Source organism: Candidatus Amarolinea dominans (assembly GCA_016719785.1).
GTDB classification, from domain to species: Bacteria; Chloroflexota; Anaerolineae; order SSC4; family Amarolineaceae; genus Amarolinea; species Amarolinea dominans.
Window position 1 is genome coordinate 36,428 of record JADJYJ010000032.1, and the last position, 20,720, is coordinate 57,147.

21 protein-coding genes are annotated in these 20,720 nt (G+C 64.7%); 5 read left to right on the forward strand and 16 right to left on the reverse strand.

Going from position 1 to position 20,720, the window contains the following annotated elements:
- Window positions 1–26 precede the first annotated feature (26 nt).
- From IPM84_25580 to IPM84_25655, 16 genes are all read right to left on the reverse strand, one after another.
- Window positions 27–818, reverse strand: a complete 792-nt coding sequence (locus IPM84_25580; protein ID MBK9096066.1) for a L,D-transpeptidase — start codon at window positions 816–818, stop codon at window positions 27–29.
- Window positions 815–1,069 (reverse strand): hypothetical protein, encoded by a 255-nt coding sequence (locus tag IPM84_25585; GenBank protein ID MBK9096067.1) that lies wholly within the window; start codon window positions 1,067–1,069, stop codon window positions 815–817. Before IPM84_25585 ends, IPM84_25580 begins: the two co-directional genes overlap by 4 nt.
- The gene (locus IPM84_25590; protein ID MBK9096068.1) at window positions 1,056–1,769 is read right to left on the reverse strand and encodes a haloacid dehalogenase; all 714 of its coding nucleotides are present in this window, start codon (window positions 1,767–1,769) and stop codon (window positions 1,056–1,058) included. The genes IPM84_25585 and IPM84_25590 overlap by 14 nt, the downstream gene beginning before the upstream one ends.
- Before the next feature lie 134 nt (window positions 1,770–1,903).
- A complete protein-coding gene (locus tag IPM84_25595) occupies window positions 1,904–3,067 on the reverse strand; it encodes a glycosyltransferase (GenBank protein ID MBK9096069.1) in 1,164 nt (387 codons plus the stop codon).
- Window positions 3,068–3,117: 50 nt separating this feature from the next.
- Window positions 3,118–4,290, reverse strand: a complete 1,173-nt coding sequence (locus tag IPM84_25600) for a glycosyltransferase (protein MBK9096070.1) — start codon at window positions 4,288–4,290, stop codon at window positions 3,118–3,120.
- A 38-nt stretch (window positions 4,291–4,328) separates the two neighbouring features.
- Window positions 4,329–5,126 (reverse strand): SDR family NAD(P)-dependent oxidoreductase, encoded by a 798-nt coding sequence (locus IPM84_25605; protein ID MBK9096071.1) that lies wholly within the window; start codon window positions 5,124–5,126, stop codon window positions 4,329–4,331.
- 55 nt (window positions 5,127–5,181) lie between these two features.
- Window positions 5,182–6,174, reverse strand: coding sequence for a beta-ketoacyl-ACP synthase 3 (locus IPM84_25610; protein MBK9096072.1), 993 nt, complete (start codon window positions 6,172–6,174; stop codon window positions 5,182–5,184).
- A 56-nt stretch (window positions 6,175–6,230) separates the two neighbouring features.
- Window positions 6,231–7,142, reverse strand: a complete 912-nt coding sequence (locus IPM84_25615) for a PD-(D/E)XK nuclease family protein (GenBank protein ID MBK9096073.1) — start codon at window positions 7,140–7,142, stop codon at window positions 6,231–6,233.
- Window positions 7,142–8,437, reverse strand: a complete 1,296-nt coding sequence (locus tag IPM84_25620; GenBank protein MBK9096074.1) for a hypothetical protein — start codon at window positions 8,435–8,437, stop codon at window positions 7,142–7,144. Before IPM84_25620 ends, IPM84_25615 begins: the two co-directional genes overlap by 1 nt.
- Window positions 8,438–8,500: 63 nt before the next feature.
- Entirely contained in the window at window positions 8,501–9,226 is a 726-nt protein-coding gene (locus IPM84_25625) for a phosphate ABC transporter ATP-binding protein (protein MBK9096075.1), read from the reverse strand.
- Window positions 9,227–9,299: 73 nt separating this feature from the next.
- The gene (locus IPM84_25630; GenBank protein ID MBK9096076.1) at window positions 9,300–9,989 is read right to left on the reverse strand and encodes an ABC transporter permease; all 690 of its coding nucleotides are present in this window, start codon (window positions 9,987–9,989) and stop codon (window positions 9,300–9,302) included.
- A 4-nt stretch (window positions 9,990–9,993) separates the two neighbouring features.
- On the reverse strand, window positions 9,994–10,893 hold the full coding sequence (locus tag IPM84_25635) for a substrate-binding domain-containing protein (protein ID MBK9096077.1): 900 nt from the start codon (window positions 10,891–10,893) through the stop codon (window positions 9,994–9,996).
- Window positions 10,894–10,965: 72 nt separating this feature from the next.
- Window positions 10,966–11,313: a LysR family transcriptional regulator gene (locus IPM84_25640; GenBank protein ID MBK9096078.1), complete on the reverse strand. Its 348-nt coding sequence runs from the start codon at window positions 11,311–11,313 to the stop codon at window positions 10,966–10,968.
- Between the two features lie 234 nt (window positions 11,314–11,547).
- Window positions 11,548–11,937: a hypothetical protein gene (locus IPM84_25645; GenBank protein ID MBK9096079.1), complete on the reverse strand. Its 390-nt coding sequence runs from the start codon at window positions 11,935–11,937 to the stop codon at window positions 11,548–11,550.
- 47 nt (window positions 11,938–11,984) lie between these two features.
- Window positions 11,985–13,064, reverse strand: coding sequence for a DNA translocase FtsK (locus IPM84_25650; GenBank protein ID MBK9096080.1), 1,080 nt, complete (start codon window positions 13,062–13,064; stop codon window positions 11,985–11,987).
- A 341-nt stretch (window positions 13,065–13,405) separates the two neighbouring features.
- Window positions 13,406–14,077, reverse strand: coding sequence for an HD domain-containing protein (locus IPM84_25655; GenBank protein ID MBK9096081.1), 672 nt, complete (start codon window positions 14,075–14,077; stop codon window positions 13,406–13,408).
- Window positions 14,078–14,549: 472 nt separating this feature from the next.
- Between IPM84_25655 and IPM84_25660 the strand changes: the two genes are divergently transcribed.
- The 5 genes from IPM84_25660 (at window position 14,550) to IPM84_25680 (ending at window position 20,718) form a co-directional block, all read left to right on the forward strand.
- Window positions 14,550–15,827: an MFS transporter gene (locus tag IPM84_25660; protein MBK9096082.1), complete on the forward strand. Its 1,278-nt coding sequence runs from the start codon at window positions 14,550–14,552 to the stop codon at window positions 15,825–15,827.
- 154 nt (window positions 15,828–15,981) lie between these two features.
- On the forward strand, window positions 15,982–16,521 hold the full coding sequence (locus tag IPM84_25665) for a GNAT family N-acetyltransferase (GenBank protein MBK9096083.1): 540 nt from the start codon (window positions 15,982–15,984) through the stop codon (window positions 16,519–16,521).
- A gap of 249 nt (window positions 16,522–16,770) precedes the next feature.
- The gene (locus IPM84_25670; GenBank protein ID MBK9096084.1) at window positions 16,771–17,880 is read left to right on the forward strand and encodes a site-2 protease family protein; all 1,110 of its coding nucleotides are present in this window, start codon (window positions 16,771–16,773) and stop codon (window positions 17,878–17,880) included.
- 159 nt (window positions 17,881–18,039) lie between these two features.
- Entirely contained in the window at window positions 18,040–18,447 is a 408-nt protein-coding gene (locus IPM84_25675; GenBank protein MBK9096085.1) for a hypothetical protein, read from the forward strand.
- A 78-nt stretch (window positions 18,448–18,525) separates the two neighbouring features.
- Entirely contained in the window at window positions 18,526–20,718 is a 2,193-nt protein-coding gene (locus tag IPM84_25680) for a glycosyltransferase family 39 protein (GenBank protein ID MBK9096086.1), read from the forward strand.
- The last annotated feature ends 2 nt before the right edge of the window (window positions 20,719–20,720 follow it).

A 20,720-nucleotide genomic window follows, 5' to 3' on the forward strand; every position in this document is an offset into this window, starting at 1 on the left:
GCGCCGCGTCACGGCCGGCGCCGCGGTCACAGTTGCAGGCCGCCGCCGCCGAACGGCAAGATGATCGCCGGCACGCCCTCCGGTTGCCACGTGCTGAACCAGGCGCTGTCCTCGGGCTTCAGCCGGATGCAGCCACGCGAGGCCGGGTAGGTGCCGATGGATTCGATCTGTTGATAGACTTTGTTGCCCTGGTTGTCGCGCACATAGGGCGCACCGTGGATCAGGATCGAGCCGTTGCTGCGGAAGAGGAACCAGCCTTCGTCCGCAAACACCCCAAACGATGAGAAAGTGCCCCAGTACACGCCCACGTAGCCGTTCCAGGCCGGTGTGCGCGTCTGTTTTTCAGGGTCGCCTGTACTGACCGGGAACAGGCGGATCGCGCCCCGTTCCGCGACGATCATCTGCTGCAAATCCTGGTCAACCACGATGAAACGACCCCCCGGGTCATAACCATAACTGCGCACCAGGGTCGCCAGTTCATCCGTGACGCCAGGCGCCGCGGCCGCAGTCGTCACGGGCGCCGCTGTCGGCGTTGCGGTCGGCAGGGGGGTGTCGGTGGGCAGAGGTGTGGGCGGCGTGGGCGTCGCGGTAAATTCTGGCGCGACGGTCGGGGTCTTGGTGGGAGTGGGCGGCAGGGACGTGGCGCGACCCAACAGGGCCATCAGCAGCCCCGGTTCTTGCGCGCCAGGCCCACTGACGCCGGCGTTCACCGCCAACGCGCCGAGCAGGGTCACGGCCACCAGCAGGAGCCACAAACCCATTTTGAGTGTGCGGCGCCGGCGTGGCGGCGCGGACGTCACCATGTCAGTTTCGTTCATGATCCTCGTGTCAGGGTAAAGAGAAATGCGAGAAATGCGAGTAGGGCCGCGACCAGCAAGATGATGCCAACCTGACGTGCGCGGGCGGCCCAGATCACGCGCCGGCCATGCTGGCGATGCACCCGCGTGCCAGCGTTCATCTCCCCCACGTTCGTGGAAGGGACATCCAGGACACGCGCCAGCCACCAGGCGCGCTGGCAAAAGACATATTGACCGATGTCACTGGCGCGGATCAGCCTATCCTGGCTCATGCGACTCATCACCTTCCGGCTGACCTTCGCCATCTGCGCCAAAATCCACGTCGCTGAACGCGGTCGCCAGATTGTTGACGCCCAGGCGCTGCTCGAAACTGTGCAGGGCGGCGCGCATCTGGTCTTGACGCACGGCCACGGTCAGGTCGCCGCGCGTGCGTTCCAACACGCCGCGCACCGTGTCGGTGTGACGGCGCAGGCCGCCGGTAATCGCATCGGGATAATCGAGCGCGATGAGGTGCGAGTAGACATCATCCATGATGTCGAGATAGCGCTCGGCCTCGGCCACCTCCCCGCGACGCACCAGGTCAAGCGCAAAGCGGCGCAGCTCCGTGGTGGCCTCAGCCAGGCCGCGCAGGTAGGTGGCGCCAACCACGTGCAAGTCCAGGGGAGTGGGCAGCGGCGCCGCAGTGACGAACGCCACCACCAGGAACGCTTCAGTCACCTCTTTGAGCGCGTCCTGCGTGTAGCCCGCGTAGTACAGGTCCTGATGCACGGCCAGATCGGTTACCATTTCCGCGGCGGCCGCCTGCGCAGTTTGCAGCAGACGCTGCGCCTCGTCGAATTCATGGCGGTGCGCGGCGCGGATCGCGTGCGCGCAGTAGCGAATCAGCTCGCGCGAGCGGCGCAGCGTCAGATCGCGCGCGTCGTTTTTCAGAGTCAGTTCGGCCTCGATGGCCGCAATCGTTTCAATCAACATGACAGAATGTCCCCTGGGGTCATCCGTAGATCGTTGCGGTTGCCCTGTGTCGGCAATGCGCCGCCTGATTATAGTCGGATTAGGGGTCTCGTGCAAACGAACGGAACGAGGCGTCCCCGGAGGGTGAGCCAAATTCACTCCTCGCGCCGGCGTACGAAGCGAAAGCCGCCGCCCCGCTCCACCTGTATGACGTGTCCGCGCCAGCGGATGCGCTGTGGCGAGAGCAAGGCCACCAGCAGTTGCAGAGGGAAGATCAGTTGCAGTACGATCACCAGCCAGAGGTGCCGCCAGGGAGTGGCCGTAGACAGGTAACAGCCGTTGAGGTGGGCAAAGCTCAGCAGGCACAGCAGAAAGTAGGCCAGCACCAGGCCCAGGTTGAGCGCCGTGGGTTGCGCAAACAGCCAGGCCACCGCGAGCAGCGGCGCCACGGCCGGGACCAGCGCGACGCCGCAGAGAATCGCCACCTGCCGCGGGCGCAGATGGCGCAGGAGCGATTCACGCGGGAAGATGAACCAACGCTGCATCAGGCCCAGGTAGTGACGCGCGTCGGTGACGTGGATGCTGATGGCATGACGGAGCGGGGTTTGCACCAGGCGGTGACCGGACGCAACCACGCGCTGCGCCACGGCAAAATCGTCCGCCAGCCACGTCTCCAGCCCATCGAAGCCGCCCAGTGCCTCGAGCAACGGGCGCCGCAGGGCGTAGAACATGCCGTTGATGGTGAAGGGCGCGCTCAGGGTGGTGTAGGGGATGTAGGTCAGCAGGCTGTTGCTGTTGACGAAGATGGCAATCAGGCGCGACCACAGATTGTCAAAATGGACCTGGTAGGGCAGGCCAAAGACCAGGCCCACCCCCGGCTGATCGAGAAAAGGCAAGCACTGCTCCAGCTCGTCGTCCGGCAGCATCGTGTCATCATCGAGCACGCAGACCACCTCCCCGCGGGCCGCGGCCAGGCCCTGGATCAGCTTGACGATCTTGGGATTTTGACCCTGCGCCGGCCGCGGGAGCAGCAGCAGGCGCACGGTCTGCCCCGGAAAGCGCGCTTGCAGCGATTGACAGATGGCCTGCCCCGCGGTGTCCGTATCATCCAGCAGCCAGATGAACTCGCGCGCCAGGCAACTGCGCGCCTGCAGGTTGGCCGCCAGGCATGCGGCCAGGGTGGGGTCCCCGCTCAGGATCGGCTGTAGAATGCTGACCAGCGCCGGCGGCCGCGTCAACCGCGGCCGCGGCCGGCCGAAGAAGCGCACCACGGCCACGTGTTTCCACAGCCGATCCAGGATCAGAAGAAGTAGGAGCACGAGGGGTTTTACCTTTCGTTTTTGAGATTACAGGAAATGCCCTCGTGCCCCTACCTGGCCGCGCCGCCGCGCTGGATGCGCCAACGCTGCCCGCGCCACTCCACCTGGTCATCGGCCAGGAGAGCGCCCAGCACCTGGAACGGCGCGATCAGCGCGGTCAGCAGCAGATAGGGCCAGTGACGCCAGGGCGTGGCCGCGCGGTAGAAGCGCCGGTCAATCCAGGCCATCAGCGCGGCGAACAGCCCCAGGCTGATGCCGCTCGCCAGCGCCGCTGACCGGCGCCGTGTCAGCAGGGCGAGCAGCGCCAGCAGCCCGGGGATCAGATTGCCCACTGATGCGAGCAGCGAAACCAGGCGCTGACGTGGGGTCAGCAAGGGCAGCAGATTCTGGCGCGGGAAGATGAACCAGCGCTTCATCTGCCCGGCGTAGGCCCGGCGCGTGGCAAAGTGATTCTCGATCCGGTAGATGAGCGGCGTTTGCACGCAGCGCAGGCCGATGCCTTGCAGGCGCCAGGCCAGCATGTGGTCATCGCCGACGTGCAGACCCAGGCCATCCAGGCCGCCGGCCGCGGCAAAAATCTCACGGCGCAGGGCAAAGCAGTGACCGGTGATGGTGTACGGATCGCTCAGGTAGGTCAACGGCACATAGCTGGGCAGCGCATTGGCATTGACGAACGCGCTCATCAGGGCCGACCCATGATTGCTCCAGTCGGTGTAGCAGGCCAGCCCGAAGACGGCGCCCACGCCGGGCTGATCGAGATAGGGGAGCAGGGTCTGCAGCGCGTCAGGCGGCAGCAGCACGTCATCATCCACAAAGCACAAGACAGCGCCGGTGGCGTGAGTCAGGCCGGCCAACAGCTTGGTCACCTTCAACGCCACACCGGCGGCCGTGTCGGGCGCGGCCAGGATGATCTGCGCGTCCAGCCCTGAGAATTCGGCCAGGTGCGCCCGGCAAACAGCCTGTGACTCCGCATCCTCGCGATCGCAGATCAAGAGTAACTGCACGCGGCCGTCGTAGTGCAAGCGAGCGCGGGCCGCCAACACCGCCGCCAGATTGCTGGCCCCCTGCGTCACCGGCTGCAGCAGGGTAACGGCGGGCCAGGCGGCCGTGCCGCGCACCGGCGCGGGCCGCCGGAAGAAGTCCCACAGCGCCAGCGCCTTCAAGCCGCGCTCCGCCGCGTACAAGAGCAGCAAAAGCCGCGCCAGGCGATCAACCCACATCATCTGATACTTCCTCTGATACTTTCTCTGATCGCCCACGATCATGCGTCCTGCGGCGGGCGGGCGCTCATCATGCGCTGCCAGCGGTGGCGCTGCGTATGCAGGCCGCGGCGCACCAGCCCCGGCGCGAGGGCAAAGAGCCGGCGCAGCGCCTGCTCTCCCACGCCCCAGGTCACCTCGCGCTGTCCTTTGTAAAGCGCCTGCACGATGCGCTCGCCGGCCGCCTCTGGCGCATCCAGGTGAAAGCCCGGCACGCCCGACGCGGCCGCCATGCCGGCGGTCATGGCCGTGCGTACGCCAGGCGGGTAAGCCATGAGGATTTGCACCCCGGCCGGCTCCGCCTCGTAGCGCAGCGCCTCTGCGAAGCCGCGCAGGCCCATCTTGCCGGCCGCGTAGAGCGCGGCGAACGGCTGCGGGACAAAGCTCATACTGCTGCCGATGAAAATCAAGCGCCCGCGTTGCGTCTGTAGATCCGCCCAGGCCAGGCGCGTCAGCTCGATGGGCGCCAGCAGGTTGATGGCGATGGCTTGTGCCACTTGAGAAGCGGGCTGTGCGTGCAATGCGCCGCCGGCCAGCAAACCCGCGTTGTTGACCAAGATGTCCAGTGGCCCCCAGGCGGCGCGCACACTGGCCAGGAGAGCCACGCGCTGCGCCGGATCGCTCAGGTCAGCCGGCGCAACCAGGGCGGCGACGCCCAACGCTTCGATTTCAGCGGCCACGTGCTGCAAGGGCTGTGGCCGGCGGCCGCACAGCGCCACGTTTACACCGCGCCGCGCCAGGGCCTGGGCGATGCCGCGGCCAATGCCGGCGCCGCCGCCGGTGACAAGGGCATAGGGCATGAGGCTTACCTTTCGTTCTTGAGATTGCCCGGGGATGCTCAGGCGGCCCCCAACCCTAAAAGGTCAGCGCCAGCGCGCCGAAGGTCAGCCCGGCGCCGCTGCCGACCAGGACGACGCGATCCCCACGCTGCACGCGGCCCGCGTCGTGGGCTTCGCCGAGCGCCAGGGGGATGGAGGCAGAGATGCAGTTGCCGCGTTCGGGCAGGTTGAGAAAGACTTGCTCCGGCTGAAAACCGAGGCGTGCGGTCAACAGCTCGACGCCATGACGGCTGGCCTGGTGCGGCACCACCAGGTTGACCTGCGATTTCGTCCAGGCGAGCTGGGTAAAGAAGTTCTCCAGGAAGGGGCCGATCAGCCGCGTGGCTTTCTTGAAAACGGCCGGCCCGTCCATGTGAAACATGTTCATCACCGGGGTGGTCTGGGGGTCATTGGGGTGATGCAGAGTGCCGCCGCCCAGCAGGCAGGTCAGATCGGCGCCGCTGCTGTAGGTGACCACCTGGCTGTGCCAGATCGCGCTGCTCTCCTGCGGCGCGGCCGGCGTGATGATGGCGGCTGCGGCCGCATCGCCAAAGAGGACGGCGCTCTCCCATTCCAGGGGGTTGAGCGAGCGCGAGGCTAGTTCGCTGCTGACGATCAGGACGCGCCGATAGAGGCCGCCCGCAACCAGGTGCGCGGCCGCTTGCAGCGCGACGAGAAAGCTCAGGCAGGTGGCGTTGACATCGAAGCACGCGCTGGCGCCGTCGGGCGCGCCCAACTCACGCTGGATGAGCGCGGCGGTGCAGGGAATGGCTTGCTGCGGCGCGCTGGAGGCTCCGATTATGGCGTCCAGGTCGGCGGGCGCGAGGCCGGCGCGCGCCAACGCCATGCGCGCCGCGGCCACGCCCATGCTGACGGAGGTTTCAGCAGTGGCGTAACGGCGCTCACGCACCCCGGTGGTGCGCTCGACCCAACCGCTGGGGATGTTGAGTTGGGCCTCGAGTTCGGCGCTGGTGACGCGCCGCGCCGGCAAGTACCATCCCAGCCCGGCGATTCTGACGGGTAGTTTCATCGGTAGATCCTGAAAAGATCGAGAGTTGCCAACTTTCACAAAGCGAGCAATTCTATTTACGCGAAAGCCATCTCTGCCACATCATCCAGACTGAAGGTCAGGTCAGCCTCGCGGTCATCATCGAAGGTCGCCCAATCGCCCGCTTCCACCCCGCGGTCACACAACGAGCGGTAGGTGCAAAACCGGCAGCGTGCTTCGTCTGGCGTGAGGGGCCAGGTGACGTCATGACGGCTGCTGATCTCCTCGATCAGCGCGCTGAGGTAGCGCCGATGGGCCTCGTGCTGGCGCGCGCTGTAGGCCAGGGTTTGCGGGCGCTGAGGATCGTTGGCAAACCAGTAGACCATGCGCACCTGTTCAGGCGCAATCGCTCCCAGGCCGAGGTCGGCGCCGGCTTCCACCAGGACAAAGGGATAGACCCAGCTCTGCATGCGCTGTGCCAACTGCACCCGCGTGGCCGGCCGGCGGCTGGTCTTCCAGTCCACGATAAAGGCCTGTCCATTTTCCTGGATAGCCAGCAAGTCGTAGCGCGCGGCCAGGCGCTGGCCGCTGATCACCGTAGAAAGCACCTCTTCGGCGCTGATGTTCCAACCGGGCTGGGCGCCGGCCGTCGAAGGCGTGGGCAGGCCGGGCGGCGGTGAGGCCAGGTAGGCCTGCCACCAGCGGCGCAGATCGAAATCCTGAATGCCGGCGCCGATGCGCTCAGCCGCAACTCCGCTGATGTGGCGCTGGATGAGGCGGTGAAAAAGCTGTCCCAACGCCTGATGGTGCTCGAAGTCGAGCAGCGGCTGCGATTCCAGCGCGGGCCAGGGTTGATTGAGCAGGAAGCGCAGTTGAAAACGCCGCGGACATTCGGTGTAGTCCTGCAGGCTGCCCTGGCTGAAGTTGAGTGCGGCCACGGTTGGCTGGCGACGAACCGGCGCGGGTGGAGCGGTGAGGGCGAGGGGGCGGGTGTCAGGGATCGCGGCCATCAGCGCATCACCCAGGGAAGGAAGCCACGCACGCCAGGGGTGGGCGTCGCGACAGGTGTGGGGGTGGGGCGGGCAGGGCAGGCTACGTTGAGTTCGAAGCTGCCAATCGCACCCTGGTAGCCATCCACCACCAGGTAGTAGAGGCCGGCGCTGTTGGCCGTGTGGCTGAGAAAACGATCCCCGTACGCCTGACACATGGAGGGCAGTGCGCCCGACAGGAGAAAGATGTCCAGGTCAGGGCCTTGTGGAGGGTAGGTCAGTTCGAGCTGCAGCGGCTCGCCCGCATCGAGGGACAAGGCGTAGACGCGCTCCGGTCCGCTCTCCAACCAGTCCGGGCGGCAGGCATACTGGCTGATCTGGCTGGCCGCGCCCAGGTTGGCGTCGCTCACCTGCTGCCAGCACTCGATGGGGGTTGCCAGCGAAAGATCAAGGCCCGGCGTCGCGGTGGGTGTCGCGGTGGCCGATGGCGTGGCGGTGGGGGTAGCCGTGGGGGTGATGGTCGCAGTGGGCGTGGGCGTCACCGTCGGCGGACGCGGGGTGGCGGTGGGGGTGCGCGTCGGGGTACGCGTGGGCGTCGGCGTGCGCGTCGGGGTCGGGGTGATGGGGGGGGTGGGGGTGTCGGTGCCCACGGCCGGCCGGTAAGCGACCGACAGGCGCGCGGCCTGGTCCGGCCGAAAATCGAAGGTGAAGAGATCGAGATAGGCGCTGTTGTTACCGGAGCTGACCGCCAGCAGCACCAGGGCCTGGCCGCTGCCCCAGCCGGGGCGGGCGATGATCTCCTGCAGCACCGGCGCGAGGTCTGGCGACATGAACGTGGTCGTCGGCGTGTAGACCAGCGCCCAGTCCACATGCGCGTTGGTGCGCGGGCGCAGGTGCGCCAGGGTCTGCGCATGGTCGAAATCGGCCGCATCATCGCTGGCTTCACCCACCAGGGAAACCGGGATGGGGATGCCGGTCTGCCACAGGGCCGGGTTGAGGGAGAGGGTGGCGCTGACGATGATTACGCCCGGCGGGATGGCTACGTTCTGAAAACGCCAGCCGTCCACATAGTTGACGACGCTGCGCCCGAAACGCTGCAGGATGTCGCTGTTCAGGTTGGCCGGCGTGGAGTCCACCTTGACAGCGGTGTCGTCCAGAAACGCGCTGACCTCCATATTGACCACGGTGGCCTGCGGCGCGGCCGCCAGGGCGCGGGGAATGGGCTGGCGGTCAGGACTGATGAGCAGGAGCAGGCCGACCAGCAGCAGCAGGAACAGAGCAAGCGTAGGCTGGAAGAGAATCGTTCGGTCACGCATGGGCGCATTGTAGCACGACTACGATGGGCGCCGCAAACCGCGCCAGTGGTGGCAATGGCCCCTTCAGTAGACCATGTCCCCACGCACGAAGGCGGCCGTGCGGGGATCACTGGGCGCCTCGAAAAACTGCGGCGTCGCGGTCAGTTCGATCAGGCGGCCGCCCAGCAGCAGACCGGTGCGATGGGCCAGGCGCCGCGCCTGAAATACATTGTGCGTCACCAGCACCACCGTCAGGCCGGCCTCGCGGTTGGCTTCACGGATGATTTCTTCGATCAGGCCCACGTTGTAGGGGTCGAGGTTGGCGGTCGGTTCATCGAGCAGGAGCACCCGGGGGCGGATGATCAGCGCCCGCGCCAGGGCCACGCGCTGCATTTCACCGCCTGAGAGCAGGCGCGCCGGCTGCTGGGCCAGCGACGCCAGTCCCACCCGCGCCAGCATGGCATCCACCTGGCCGTCAGGCGTGATACCGCGCAGGCGCAGGCCAAGCGCCACGTTGTCAGCCACGCTGCTGCGCTGCAACGCCGGGCGCTGAAAGACGGTGGTCACCTGGCGGCGCAGGGCGAGCGGGGCCGGGTGGCGCACCAACTCCCCGGCAAAGCGCATGGCGCCAGCGGTGGGCGGCTCCAGGAAATTGAGCAGGCGCAGCAGGGACGATTTGCCGGCGCCGCTTGGCCCCACCAACGCCAACACCTGCCCCTCGTGTACGCCCAGGTGGGCGATGTCCAGCACGGTGCGCCCCTGGTAGGCGTGTTGCAGTTTTTCGATTTCGTACAGTTCATTGAGGTTCATTAGAGATTTATTAGAGGTTCATCAGAGGTTTATTGTGAGCGACCTCGGTCGTCCTGCCGGGACCCGCTGACATTCAATCGCGGCCCTGCAGGCGCAGGAAGGCCAGGTTAGCTGCGAAGGCCAGCACGAGCAGGATGACGCCCAGGGCCAGGGCGAGGGAAAAATCACCCTGCCGCGTCTCCAGCACGATGGCGGTGGTCAGCACCCGCGTCTTGCCGGCGATGTTGCCGCCGACGAGCATGACAGCGCCCACTTCGGAGATGATGCTGCCGAACGCGGCCACGATGGCGGCCACCACACCAATGCGCGCTTCCAGCAGCACGGCCCAGGCTTCCTGGCGCGAGGTGGCGCCCAGGGCGCGCACCTGCACGCGCAGGGCCGGGTCCACGCCTTGCACGGCGGTCATCGTCAGGCTGGTCACCATCGGAAAGGCGATGACGGTCTGCGCCAGAATCATGGCGCTAGGGGTGAAGAGCCATCCCCAGGCGCCCAACGGCCCGCTGCGCGAAAGCAGGAGGTAGACGAAGAGGCCCACCACCACCGGCGGCAGGCCCATCCCCGTGTAGAGAAGCGCGGTGACCAACCCGCGCAGGCGCGTGCGAGAGAGACCGAGAGCCGCGCCCAACGGCACCCCGCCCAGCATACTCAGCAGGAGCGCCAGCCCCGTCACACGCAGGGAGAGCGTGATGATGGCAACCAAGCCAGCGTCGCCGCCTGCAATCAGGCGCAGGGCTTGGTCCAGGCTGTGCAGGATGTCGTTCATGTCGCTACTGATTCACATTTGGGTAGAACAAGGGCTGCCCGAATTGATCAACGCCAAAAGCGCCGATCAGTTGTTGGGTCGCGGGCGCCAGGATCCAGGCGACAAATTGATCTGCCAGCGCCGTATTGACGCCAGGATGCGTCTGCGGGTTGACGGCCAGCACGCCATACGGGTTGAGCAGGCTCTTGTCCTTGTTGTCTGCCAGGCTGGCGCCGCCCACCAGGATGGCCAGGCCAGGCAGCTTACTCTTCATCGCCAGGAAGGTGGCGCGATCGCTCAGGGTGTAGGCCTGGCGTTCCTGGGCAAAGAGCAGGGTGTCGCCCATGCCCTGGCCCAGGGCATTGTACCATGTCATGTCAGCCGTCGGTGTGATGCCGGCCGAAGCCCAAATCGAAAGCTCTTTGGTATTGGTGCCTGACTTGTCACCGCGGCTGGCAAACGGCGCCTGCGCGGTCATGATGGCCCGGAACGCCTCTTTGGCGCCGCCCAGGCTACCGATGGCGGCCGGGTCGGTCGCGGGGCCGACGATGATGAAGTCGTTGACCATCACGTCGAAGCGCGCCAACGCGTGGCCTTCCGCAACGAACTGGTCTTCACCCTTGCGGCTATGCACCAGCAGCACGTCGGCATCGCCCTGGCGTCCAATTTCCAGGGCCTGGCCGGTGCCCACGGCGACCACATCCACCTGGCACTGATAGGCCTTTTCGAAGACCGGCAGAATGGCATCCAGCAGGCCAGAATCGGCCGTGCTGGTCGTCGTAGCCAGGCGCAAGACGGCCGGCGGCGCAGGGGGTAAGGCGGTCGCAGGGGGCAGGGCGGTCGCAGTGGGCGCGGCGGAAGGGGAAGCACAGGCTGTCAACAGCAGGGCCAACAGGCAGACGATGACGAATAGACGAGAACGCATAAATCCTCCTCAATTGGTTATCAAAGCGTTATTCATTTTCATCATAACGCCTCACTCTGCCTATGATCTATATCATAAATCGCCAAACACTTCGGCAAAACGTTGCTGCACCCATTCGTCCAGCCCTGCGCTGAGCAAGCGATAGCGCCGGATGAACTCCAGGGCCGCCGGCGTCAGCTCAGCGCCGCCGCCGTGGCTGCCGCCGATGTGCGTTGTCAGCAGAGCCACGCCCAGGCCATGCTCCATCTCCTTGATCTTGCTCCACGCCACGCGGTAGTTGACCTCCAACTGATCGGCAGCGGCCGAAATGGACCCGGTTGCGGCGATCGCCTCCAGGAGGGCAATACGCCAGCCGCTGAGCACAACCTCGTCCTCGTGCGTCACCCACAGATTGATGTGCGGAGCCAGTGCGTTGGTCATCAGGTTATTCACCTATTTCATCGAACAAAGCCATAGTCCCGGCGGCAACGCGGCAACCATTCTGGCAATCACTTGCGCATATTCATGAGATTGGACTAATGTGTTGGCGAGCATTACTATTTCTCCCCCGGCTGGCCGTCAAGGGGGAGCGCCAGCCATCAACGTATGAAAACCGACGCGATTGTACCACGCGATTAGTCGCGGGGCAATTACACCGCTTCATGACGACCTGTGTCAATCGTCCGAATCCACGTCCGCGCCGATGATGCGGAAGCGCCGGGGCATCGGCAGCATGGATGGCGTCTCGACCGCGTCGAGCCGGTGGGCTACGCCCTCGTGCCCCAACATCTGGCCGCCGTACCCGTAGGGAAGTTGCCCCATGGGGTTGACGATGATCATCGGCTGCGCGGATGGCGGTTGACGCGCATCGTGCGCCGGCGGCGCCGACGTCGGCAGGGTGCGCCGCATCAGCGAGGCAATCAACAGGCTGGTGGGAATACTGGCCGCCACGCCGAACACCACGCCAATCACTACCGCCATGGACTCGGTACTCATGCGCTGGCCGATCACGACGGCCAACACGCCCACAAAAACCAACAGCGTCAACGGAATCCACTTGTTCATTATATTGGCCTCCTGGCCGCGCCGCGTCTCATGCGCGGCGATTGCCTTCACATCTTGACCAACTGCCTGGCTTCGGCGGGGCTCCAGCGCCGCGAGCGCCGCCCGCCCTCTCGCAACACGTCGACCAGGCGGCCCAGGGTACTCTCACCAATCCAGGCCGCTTGAAAGCGCACTGTCTGCCCTTTGGTCACCAGCAGGAAATCACCTGCACCGGTCAGTTTCTCCGCGCCGGAGCCGGCCAGGCCGGTGGCGATCTTCGCCTCTTCGGGGCTGGTGACGCTGCCCACCAGGCGCACAGGAAAGTTGGCCTTCAACAGCGGCCCGATGGCTGTGCTGGTCGGCTTTTGCGTGCAGCACACCAGGTGAATGCCCGCCTCGCGTCCGCGCTGCGCCAGGCGGGTGAGCGCCCGTTCCACGTCCCGGCCGCCGGCCTGCAGCAGGTCGGCCAGCTCATCCACCGCCACGACCAGTCGCGGTGAATCCACCGGACGCCGCAGTTGCCGCGCCATGGCGTCGCGCCGCTCCATCTCTGTCACCAGGTCGGTCAACACGCTGAGAATTTCGTTCTTGTCGGCCACCAACGGCCGCAACAGATGGGGAAGGCCGTCCAACGGGCCGAAGCCGCGGCCTTTGGGGTCAATCAGCACCATTTGCAGCGCGCCCTGGCGATTGTGCATGGCGAGCGAGGAAAGCAGCGCACGCGCCAGAGCCGTCTTGCCACTGCCGGTGGTGCCCGCGATCAAGACGTGGGTGACATCCGGCGAAGAGAGGCGCAGGAGGAGCGGGGTATGTTCTTCATCAATGCCCAGGACGCCGGTGATAGGTGGAATGTTGGCGAGGCGCGCGCACAGCGGCACCAATTCGATGCGCGGGGCTGCGCCCTCACGGGCGACTTCGATGCTGATCTTGTCGCCATCGCGAAAGATGCGCGTGGAGCGGGCGCCGAGCGCGAGGGCGATCTCTTCGGCCAGCGCGCCCACACGGTTGATGCGCGTGCCCATGGGAGTAACCAAATCAAAACGCACGAAGCGGGCGGTGACGGTCCCTCCCGCCACCCGTCCGCCCACCTTATGGCTGGCCAACACGGCCTCGATGCGGTCCGCCTGCATGTCGAGTTTGCGCTGCATAGAACGATCCTCCTCCGGCGCTCCGCCCGTCGTCTGCTTCCTGCCAGAAGCGGGCGCTGATAGAGGCGGGCCGTCACGCCCGAAGGTGCGCGGCCCTACCCAGGAACCTGGTAGACTGGAAGGGCCGGCAATAGGATCTTCTCTCTTGTGCGCAAAACCAATGATTGCCCTAATGGAACAAGTGTTCTAAGTATATCAGAACATTTGTTCTATGTCAAGAGGCGCGGACAAGCAATTTGCTCACCGATTGGCAGGCGGGAGACGCCCCGCGGGGGGGCGGGGGGGGGGGGGCCCGCGGAGGCCCAGCAGTACGGCTGGGACAGAAGGGCACAGGGTCGCCATCACGGCGCTGGCGGCGTGATCTCTCGGCGCAGTTGTGCCAGGAACTGCTGCATGAACTGGGTGCGCTGCTGAGCTTCGGCGCGCGCGCTGGCAGTTTGCATCAGTTCAGCGAGGCGCAGGAGCTTGACGTAGAAGTGATCGAGCACGTTGGATGTGTCATCCGGCGGGCGCTGGTCAGGAAAGGGCTGGGCGCTGTCAAATAATGGTTTACGCTGCGCCCCGCCCAAGAGCAGGCAGCGGGCAATGCCAATGGCGCCAATGGCATCGAGACGATCAGCGTCCTGCACGACCTTCGCTTCCAGGGTGCGGGGCGCGATGCCGGCGGAGAAGCTGTGCGCGACGATGGCGTGTTCGACGGCAGGGATCAGGGATGGCGGGTAATCGCTGAGACGCAGGAATTCGCCGGCCGCCTCGGCCGCCAGGGTGGAGGCGCGGGCGCGCTGCGGTGATGTCTTGGGCAGCAGGACGCAGTCGTGCAGCCACGCGGCCGGCAGCACGATTTCCAGGCGGGCGCCTTCGGCCACGGTTAACGCGCGTGCCATGTCCGCGACGCGACGCACATGGTCCATGTCGTGCGCGGGGTCGGCATCAGCCAGGCGCGGGGACAGGAAGGCGAAGCAGCGTGCCGCCCAGAGGGTTTCGTCGAACGATCGAGTGCTCGATGGGTTCATGGCATGGTCATTATAGCACAGTGCCGGCAGCGCGGAGCCAGCGCACGGCAACGCCGAATTTGGCACGCCCGTGACCACAGCGAACGCGGCAAACACAAAGAAACGGCCGGCTGGTCGCAGATTGACGGGGGGGCGGGCGGGGGGGCGTGCTCCTTGCGGTAGCAACATCGTTCAGATGTGGAATTCCTGGCCGGCGCGGGCCAGGGCGTGCGTGTGGGGTGCAACAGGCATTGGCTTAATCTGTTATTTTCAAGTAGAATTCGGGCGCCTGCGCGCTTGCAGGCGACATCCCCGGCATCTCGCACGTCAATGACCCGGCGCACGTGGGTCAGAGTCGTGTACTAAGAAAGGCGCTGACATCGTCGTGGAAGAGGTCAATGTTGAAGTCCGGCCATCGTTGCTTCAGGTTCTGAGGAATCGTGGCTTTTCGCGTCTGTGGGCGGCGCAGGCCATCTCCCTGACGGCGCAGTCTATGGTCAATTTCGCCGTCATTGTGCTGACCGAACGGGTCACGCAGCGATCCTTGTTTACCAGTCTGGCTGTCCTGTCGTTCGTGATCCCGCCTGTGTTGGTGGGGGCGTTTGCCGGCGTGGTCGTGGACCGTTCCAACAAACCAGCCATGCTTTGGATTACCAATCTGCTGCGCATGCTGTTGCTGGTTTGCTTCTTCCTGTTCGACCGCGACTGGTCGCCCTCCATTCTGCTGATCGGCATCTTTTTGCTCACGGCGCTTTTCGCCGCGGTATCGCAGTTCTTCGGCCCGGCGGAAGCTGCCACCATCCCGCTCTTGGTGCCGCGCAACCAACTCCTGGCCGCCAACGCCCTCTTTGCCACCACTTATAACGCGTCGCTGGTGGGAGGAATGGCGATCTTGGGGCCAATTCTGGTGGCTTTCCTTGGTTTGCGGCGTTTGTGGCTGTTTGTGGCGGCGTTGTACGGATTGTGCGTCATCCTGGTGGCGCGCCTGCCCTCCGGGGACCGCAGTCACGAGAAGCCGCTGCTGGCGGTCCTGCGTGATTCAACCGACGGCCTGGGCGCAACGCTCCACCGGGAGTTTTGGGTGCCGGTGCGTGAGGGTTGGTCGTTCATGGCCGGCAATGCGCCCGTGCGCACGGCGACCATCAATCTGTCAGTGGCCTCGACCATCCTGCTGGTGGTCGCGACCTTGGGGCCAGGCTTCGTCAGCCGCATTCTGGGCCGCAACCCTGAGGATGTCAGTTTCTTGCTGCTGCCGGCCAGCCTGGGCATGCTGCTGGGCGTCGTGCTGGTGGGCCGGGTCGTGCGCCGGGTGGGCACGGCGCGGCTGATTAGCCTGAGCATGGTGGGGGGTGCGCTTTCCCTGGCCGGTCTGGCCCTCTCGCCGTTCTGGGGCAGCGCGCTGGCGCAGCTTCTTTGGGGAATCAACGCGCCGGCTGACCTCCTGGGCAACACGATCCTGGGTGGGGCCATCGTCATGGCAGTTGGCCTGGGCCTGGTCAATTCCTTCATCACGGTGCCGGCCTACACGCAGTTGCAGGAGGAGACCGAAGATCACATGCGCGGGCGTGTCTTCGCTTCGCTCTTCATGATCACCGGTTCGCTCTCCATGCTGCCGGTGCTCTTTGCCGGTGCGCTGGCCGATTGGCTGGGTCTCGTCGCCGTGATGGTCGTCGTGGCGCTGATCATGGGGCTGGCCGGCCTGGCCACTCTGAGCCGTCGCTCACCGGCGCCTCAACCACGCGGCCAGACCGACGCGCCGCCTGGCAATTGAACCGTGAGCCATCTGTCAGATATCTGTCGCAGATCTGTGGTGTACCCGGCTGCCATGGGTTCCATACTCAGCAAACTCCCGGCGGGAGGCTGTCACCGGCAATCCAGCGGTTTGTGGCACGGGGCAGCGCAAATCACAGATTTCGGAGGGTCATATGTTGTACGGGGAAAGGGTCCGTTTACGGGCCATCGAGCGCACGGATCTGCCGACGTTCGTGCGCTGGTTCAATGATCCAGAGGTGCGCCAGTATCTTCTGATGTTCGAACCGATGTCCATGGCCATGGAGGAACGTTGGTTCGAGAAGCGGCTCAGCAGCGAAGATGATTATCTCTTCGGCATCGAAGCGCACGTCGGGGATGAGTGGGTCCACATTGGCAACAACGGTTTGCATCGTGTTGAATGGAAGAACCGGTTTGCCAACTTTGGCATCGCGCTGGGCGAAAAGGCGTATTGGGGTCAGGGTTACGGCACCGACGCCACCCGCACCATCCTCCAGTTTGCGTTTGGCGAGCTGAACCTGCACCGCGTCGAGCTCGATGTGTATGATTTCAACCCGCGCGGCATTCGCTGCTACGAAAAGGCCGGTTTCCGCCATGAAGGCGTCAGGCGCGAGGCGATCTTCCGCAACGGCCGGTACCACGACATCCTGACCATGGCGGCTCTTCAGCATGAGTTCAGCCTGCCAGGCGCCTGAGCCGGCTTCCGTGTCGCCTTGAACACCTGATCGGCCGGCCCAGGCGTCAGCGCCGTAACGGCAAAAGGGTTTGACTGATTGTACGTGCTTGAGGTATAGTAAGCCTGGTGAAGGCGTATTGTGCGTTCATCCTGACAGAAACGGCCCATGAGCCGAGATACAATGTGAGGAGCGCGACCCAGACGAAACCAAAGACCGCTGACGAACGTGAACCGGGCCGCATGATGGGTCGCATCGAGAGGAGTATGAATGATTGATTTGAGTTTTCTGAGCAACAAACTTGCCTGGCTGGCTGTGATTCCAGTCCTGGGCGTTCTTGTTTTCTGGCATGAGCTGGGCCACTTCTTGGCCGCGCTGTGGATGAAGGTCAAGGTCGAAGAGTTTGGCTTTGGCTACCCGCCCCGCATGGCGACGCTGTTCGAGCGCAAGGGCATCAAGTTTACACTGAACTGGCTGCCGTTGGGCGGCTTTGTGCGCATGGTCGGCGAAGAAACCGGGTTTGACACCGAGGGCAGCCTGACGTCGAAGAAGCCTTACCAACGCGCGATCGTCCTGCTGGCCGGCCCGTTGATGAACCTGATCCTGGCGCCAATTCTATACGCCGTGGTTTTCTCGTCCGGTGTACCGTACCCCCTGGGCAAGGTGGAAATCACCACGATTATGCCAGGTTCGCCGGCCGAACAGGCTGGCATCCTGGCGGGCGACCAAATCGTCATGGTGGGCGATGTGCGTCCCACCACCACCGACGCGGTGCGCGAGACGATCGTGCAGTACCGCGGGCGCCTCATGCCGATTATCGTGCAGCGCGGGGATCAGACCTACAGTCTCTCCCTCACCCCGCGCACCGTGGAGGAAACACCGACCGACCAGGGAGCAGCGGGAGTCGGCATCCAGCGCGCGCTGGTCACAGCCAGCGGCTTCGGCCAGGCCGTGACGATGGGCATTCAGCGCACCGGTGAAGTGGTCATCATGATGACTACCGGCCTGGGTGAACTGCTTCGTAACGTGATCGCACCGGCGCCAGATGCACCGCCCATGGGTGGCGTCGCCGGCCCGGTGGGCATTGCGCGCATCACCGGCGAGTTGGCGCGGCAGGGACTCCTGCCGTTGATCGAGCTGACCGCTTTTCTGAGCCTCAACTTCTTCATTATCAACCTGCTGCCCCTGCCCGCGCTGGACGGTGGACGCTTGGTCTTCGTGCTGCTGGAGGCCATTCGCCGCGGCAAACGCATTCCGCCAGAACGCGAAGCCCTGGTCCACCTGGTTGGCATGATGGGGTTACTGGCGCTCATGTTGGTCATCTCCTATTTTGATCTGGCGGCCTGGTGGAGCGGCGCGCCTCTGTTCCCAGCACAGTAGACGATGCGCAAGATGGGTTTTGACGGCCTCCTGGCGCGGTACGCGGGTACTATTGTCTCTCCCGACCGCCATGCCTACAATATCACCGAAACAATGAGTCGCTGTCGCTCTTTGTGCAACATCAAAAGAGCGAAGCTCAAAGGCTAAAGGAGGTTCGTCATGTCTCGTCGTTCAATAGTTGCCTTCCTGGTGACGGTGCTGATGGTTGCGGTGGTTGGCGTTGTTCCCGCTGGTGCGCATGTGTCGTGGTGCTCATCTGACCCCGTTGTCACTCTGCCTGACGGTAGCGTTGTCAATGTGGTGGTGGAGGCGCCGGTCGAGAACACCGGTTCAACCGTGAGCGTCAACCTGCTGGCCCCGCAAGGGTCAGTACTGACCGCGGTACTCGCAGGTGATCTCGATCTGGACGTGAATTTTCATGCCGTTCAACATGCTAACAGGATGTTCCTGGTTGTGGCGCCCCACGGTAATTTTCCGCTGCGGGTAACGGTGACACGCGATGGCGCCACGGTGGCCTACGCCGAGGGCGAGTCCGGCCACGCGCTGACCATGTGGGTGAACTTCTAGGTCTCCAGTCTGGACACTCCCCAAACCCCAAATTGGGAATAAAAACCGGCGGTGCTATAATCACCGCCGGTTCTTCTTATGCAAAAAATCACCAAGACACTCATATCACCGCTCGTGCCCATCCTTTGGCTGGTGTCAGGCACCGTGTGGTTTGCCTGGCATGGCTGGCAGGAAGTGCATAACCCCAGCCCACTGGCCACCCCAGGTTACTTCGACTGGTTGCGCTACCTGGAGCGTCTGACGCCCACCTGGAGCCTGGCGTTGACCCTGGCGCTGCTGGTGTTCGTGGGCGGCGGCTGGCTCCTGTGGCAGCAAACCCGCTTTGACCGCTGGCTGTTGGCAGCGGCCGGCATTGCCCTGCTGGCCCTGGCGGCATGCCGACCGGTCACCAATGGCTTCAGCTTGTTGATGGCGGTCGTCCTGGCTGCCATTACGGCCGCGGCCGGCCGCTGGGTCATGCGCCGCCTCGCCATCGCGCACGAGCAGACGGCAAACACGCTCTTCTTCGCATGGATCATCGGCTGCGGTCTACTGGTACTCAGCGCGTTGACGCTTGGCTCCCTGCATCTGCTGTCCACCTGGACACTGGGTCTGGCGTTGGCCCTGGCTGCGCTGGTAGCTCGCCACGATCTGTGGTGGCTGGGACAAACCGCGCGCACCTGGCGCCCCTCGTTGCCCGCAGGCAGCAGCCAGCGCCTCATGCTGCTGGCGCTGGCGCCGTTCGCCGCGCTCGATCTGCTCGGCGCGCTGGCGCCGGTTGCTGCTTTCGACGCCACTTGGTACCATGTCTTCCTGCCCCGGCTCTATTTGCAGGTCGGCGGCCTTGACTACTTCCCGGCACTCTATCGCAGCCTGTGGTTTAGCAATGTCGAGATGCTCAACCTTTGGGGTCTGGCCCTGGCCGGTGACCAACTGGTGCAGTTGATCAGCTTGGGCCTCACGTTCTTATTGCTTCTGGGCGTGTTCGTGGCCGCACGTCAATGGTTTGGAACACAGATTGCACTCCTGGCCGTCCTGCTCCTCTTCACCACCCCGGTCGTCGCCAGCTATGCGCCGTTGGCCTACGTAGACATTCCATTGGCTCTCTTTCACCTTGCAACTGCCCTGGCCTGGTTGCGCTGGATCCAAACCGACAAAGCCGGCTGGCTGCTTACGGCCGGCCTGGCTGCCGGCCTGGCTGCCGGCACCAAGCTTCTGGGCTGGCCCTACCTGGTGCTGTTTGTCGTGCTGACGCTGGGCCGTTTACTCTGGCGGCCACGCGCTGGTCGCTGGTCGCTACTCGCGGCCGCCATACTGGTAGCGGCGCTGCCGTCTGTGCCCTGGCTGTGGCGCGCCTGGGCCCTGGGTGGTGATCCAATCTTTCCGTTTGGGTTTAGTTGGTTTACAGAGGCAACCTGGAACCAATGCGCCGATCTCTTACACAAGGCACACTTTGCCTACGTCGGCGTCGGTAAGGTGCGCAGCCTGGCTGCGGTGGGCGTGATACTCTATTTGGTCGCGCTCTATGGCAGCGGCATCTGGTTGAGCTTGGTCTGGCCGATCACGTTGTTGCCGCTATTGCGGGCCGGATTTGGAGATAAACGGCGCGTCCTGATCCGGTTGATGATAGCTGGCATGCTGGTGACCCTCATGCAGGCTTTTCTCTTTCCCATGCCGCGCTTCTTTATCTTCGCGCAAGCGCTGGGCGCCATTGTCGTGGCAGCCTGCACCTGGTTTTACCTGACGCACGGCCCGGCGTGGTCACGCAAGCTGATGACGGCGCTCTTGGCGATCGCTATGGCGCTGGGGCTGGCCCATGCGGCCTCCGCACGCCCTGACGCCACGCGTGCGGTGTTGGGGCTGGAAAGCGAGGTGGAAGCGCTCAGTCGGGGCTTGCCGGAATATGACGCGATGGCGTGGGCAAACCGTAACCTGCCAGCCGAGGCGCGGGTGCTCAACTGGTCCTTGCGCGGTTCTTTCCTGTCGCGTGACCAGGTGCCGGTTGACCCGGCCTTTCAGGGATTGCTCGATTTTTCCCAACTGACGGACGCGCAGCGCTTTCTGACCCGTCTGCACGAACTAGGCATCACCCATCTGCTGGTGCTGCCCGATGGTCGCCAGTTCTTCTATCCCCAGGGCAGCGAGGTGGCCGCACATCTCGATGCGTTCCTGGCCGCGGTTGACTCCCATCTGACCCTGCTGTACACGCACAATGGCACGCGTGTCTATGCCATTGACACCGAGGGCCGCGTGCCGCCAATCCCCTTGCCTGGCATTGCACTTTGCCGCTAACG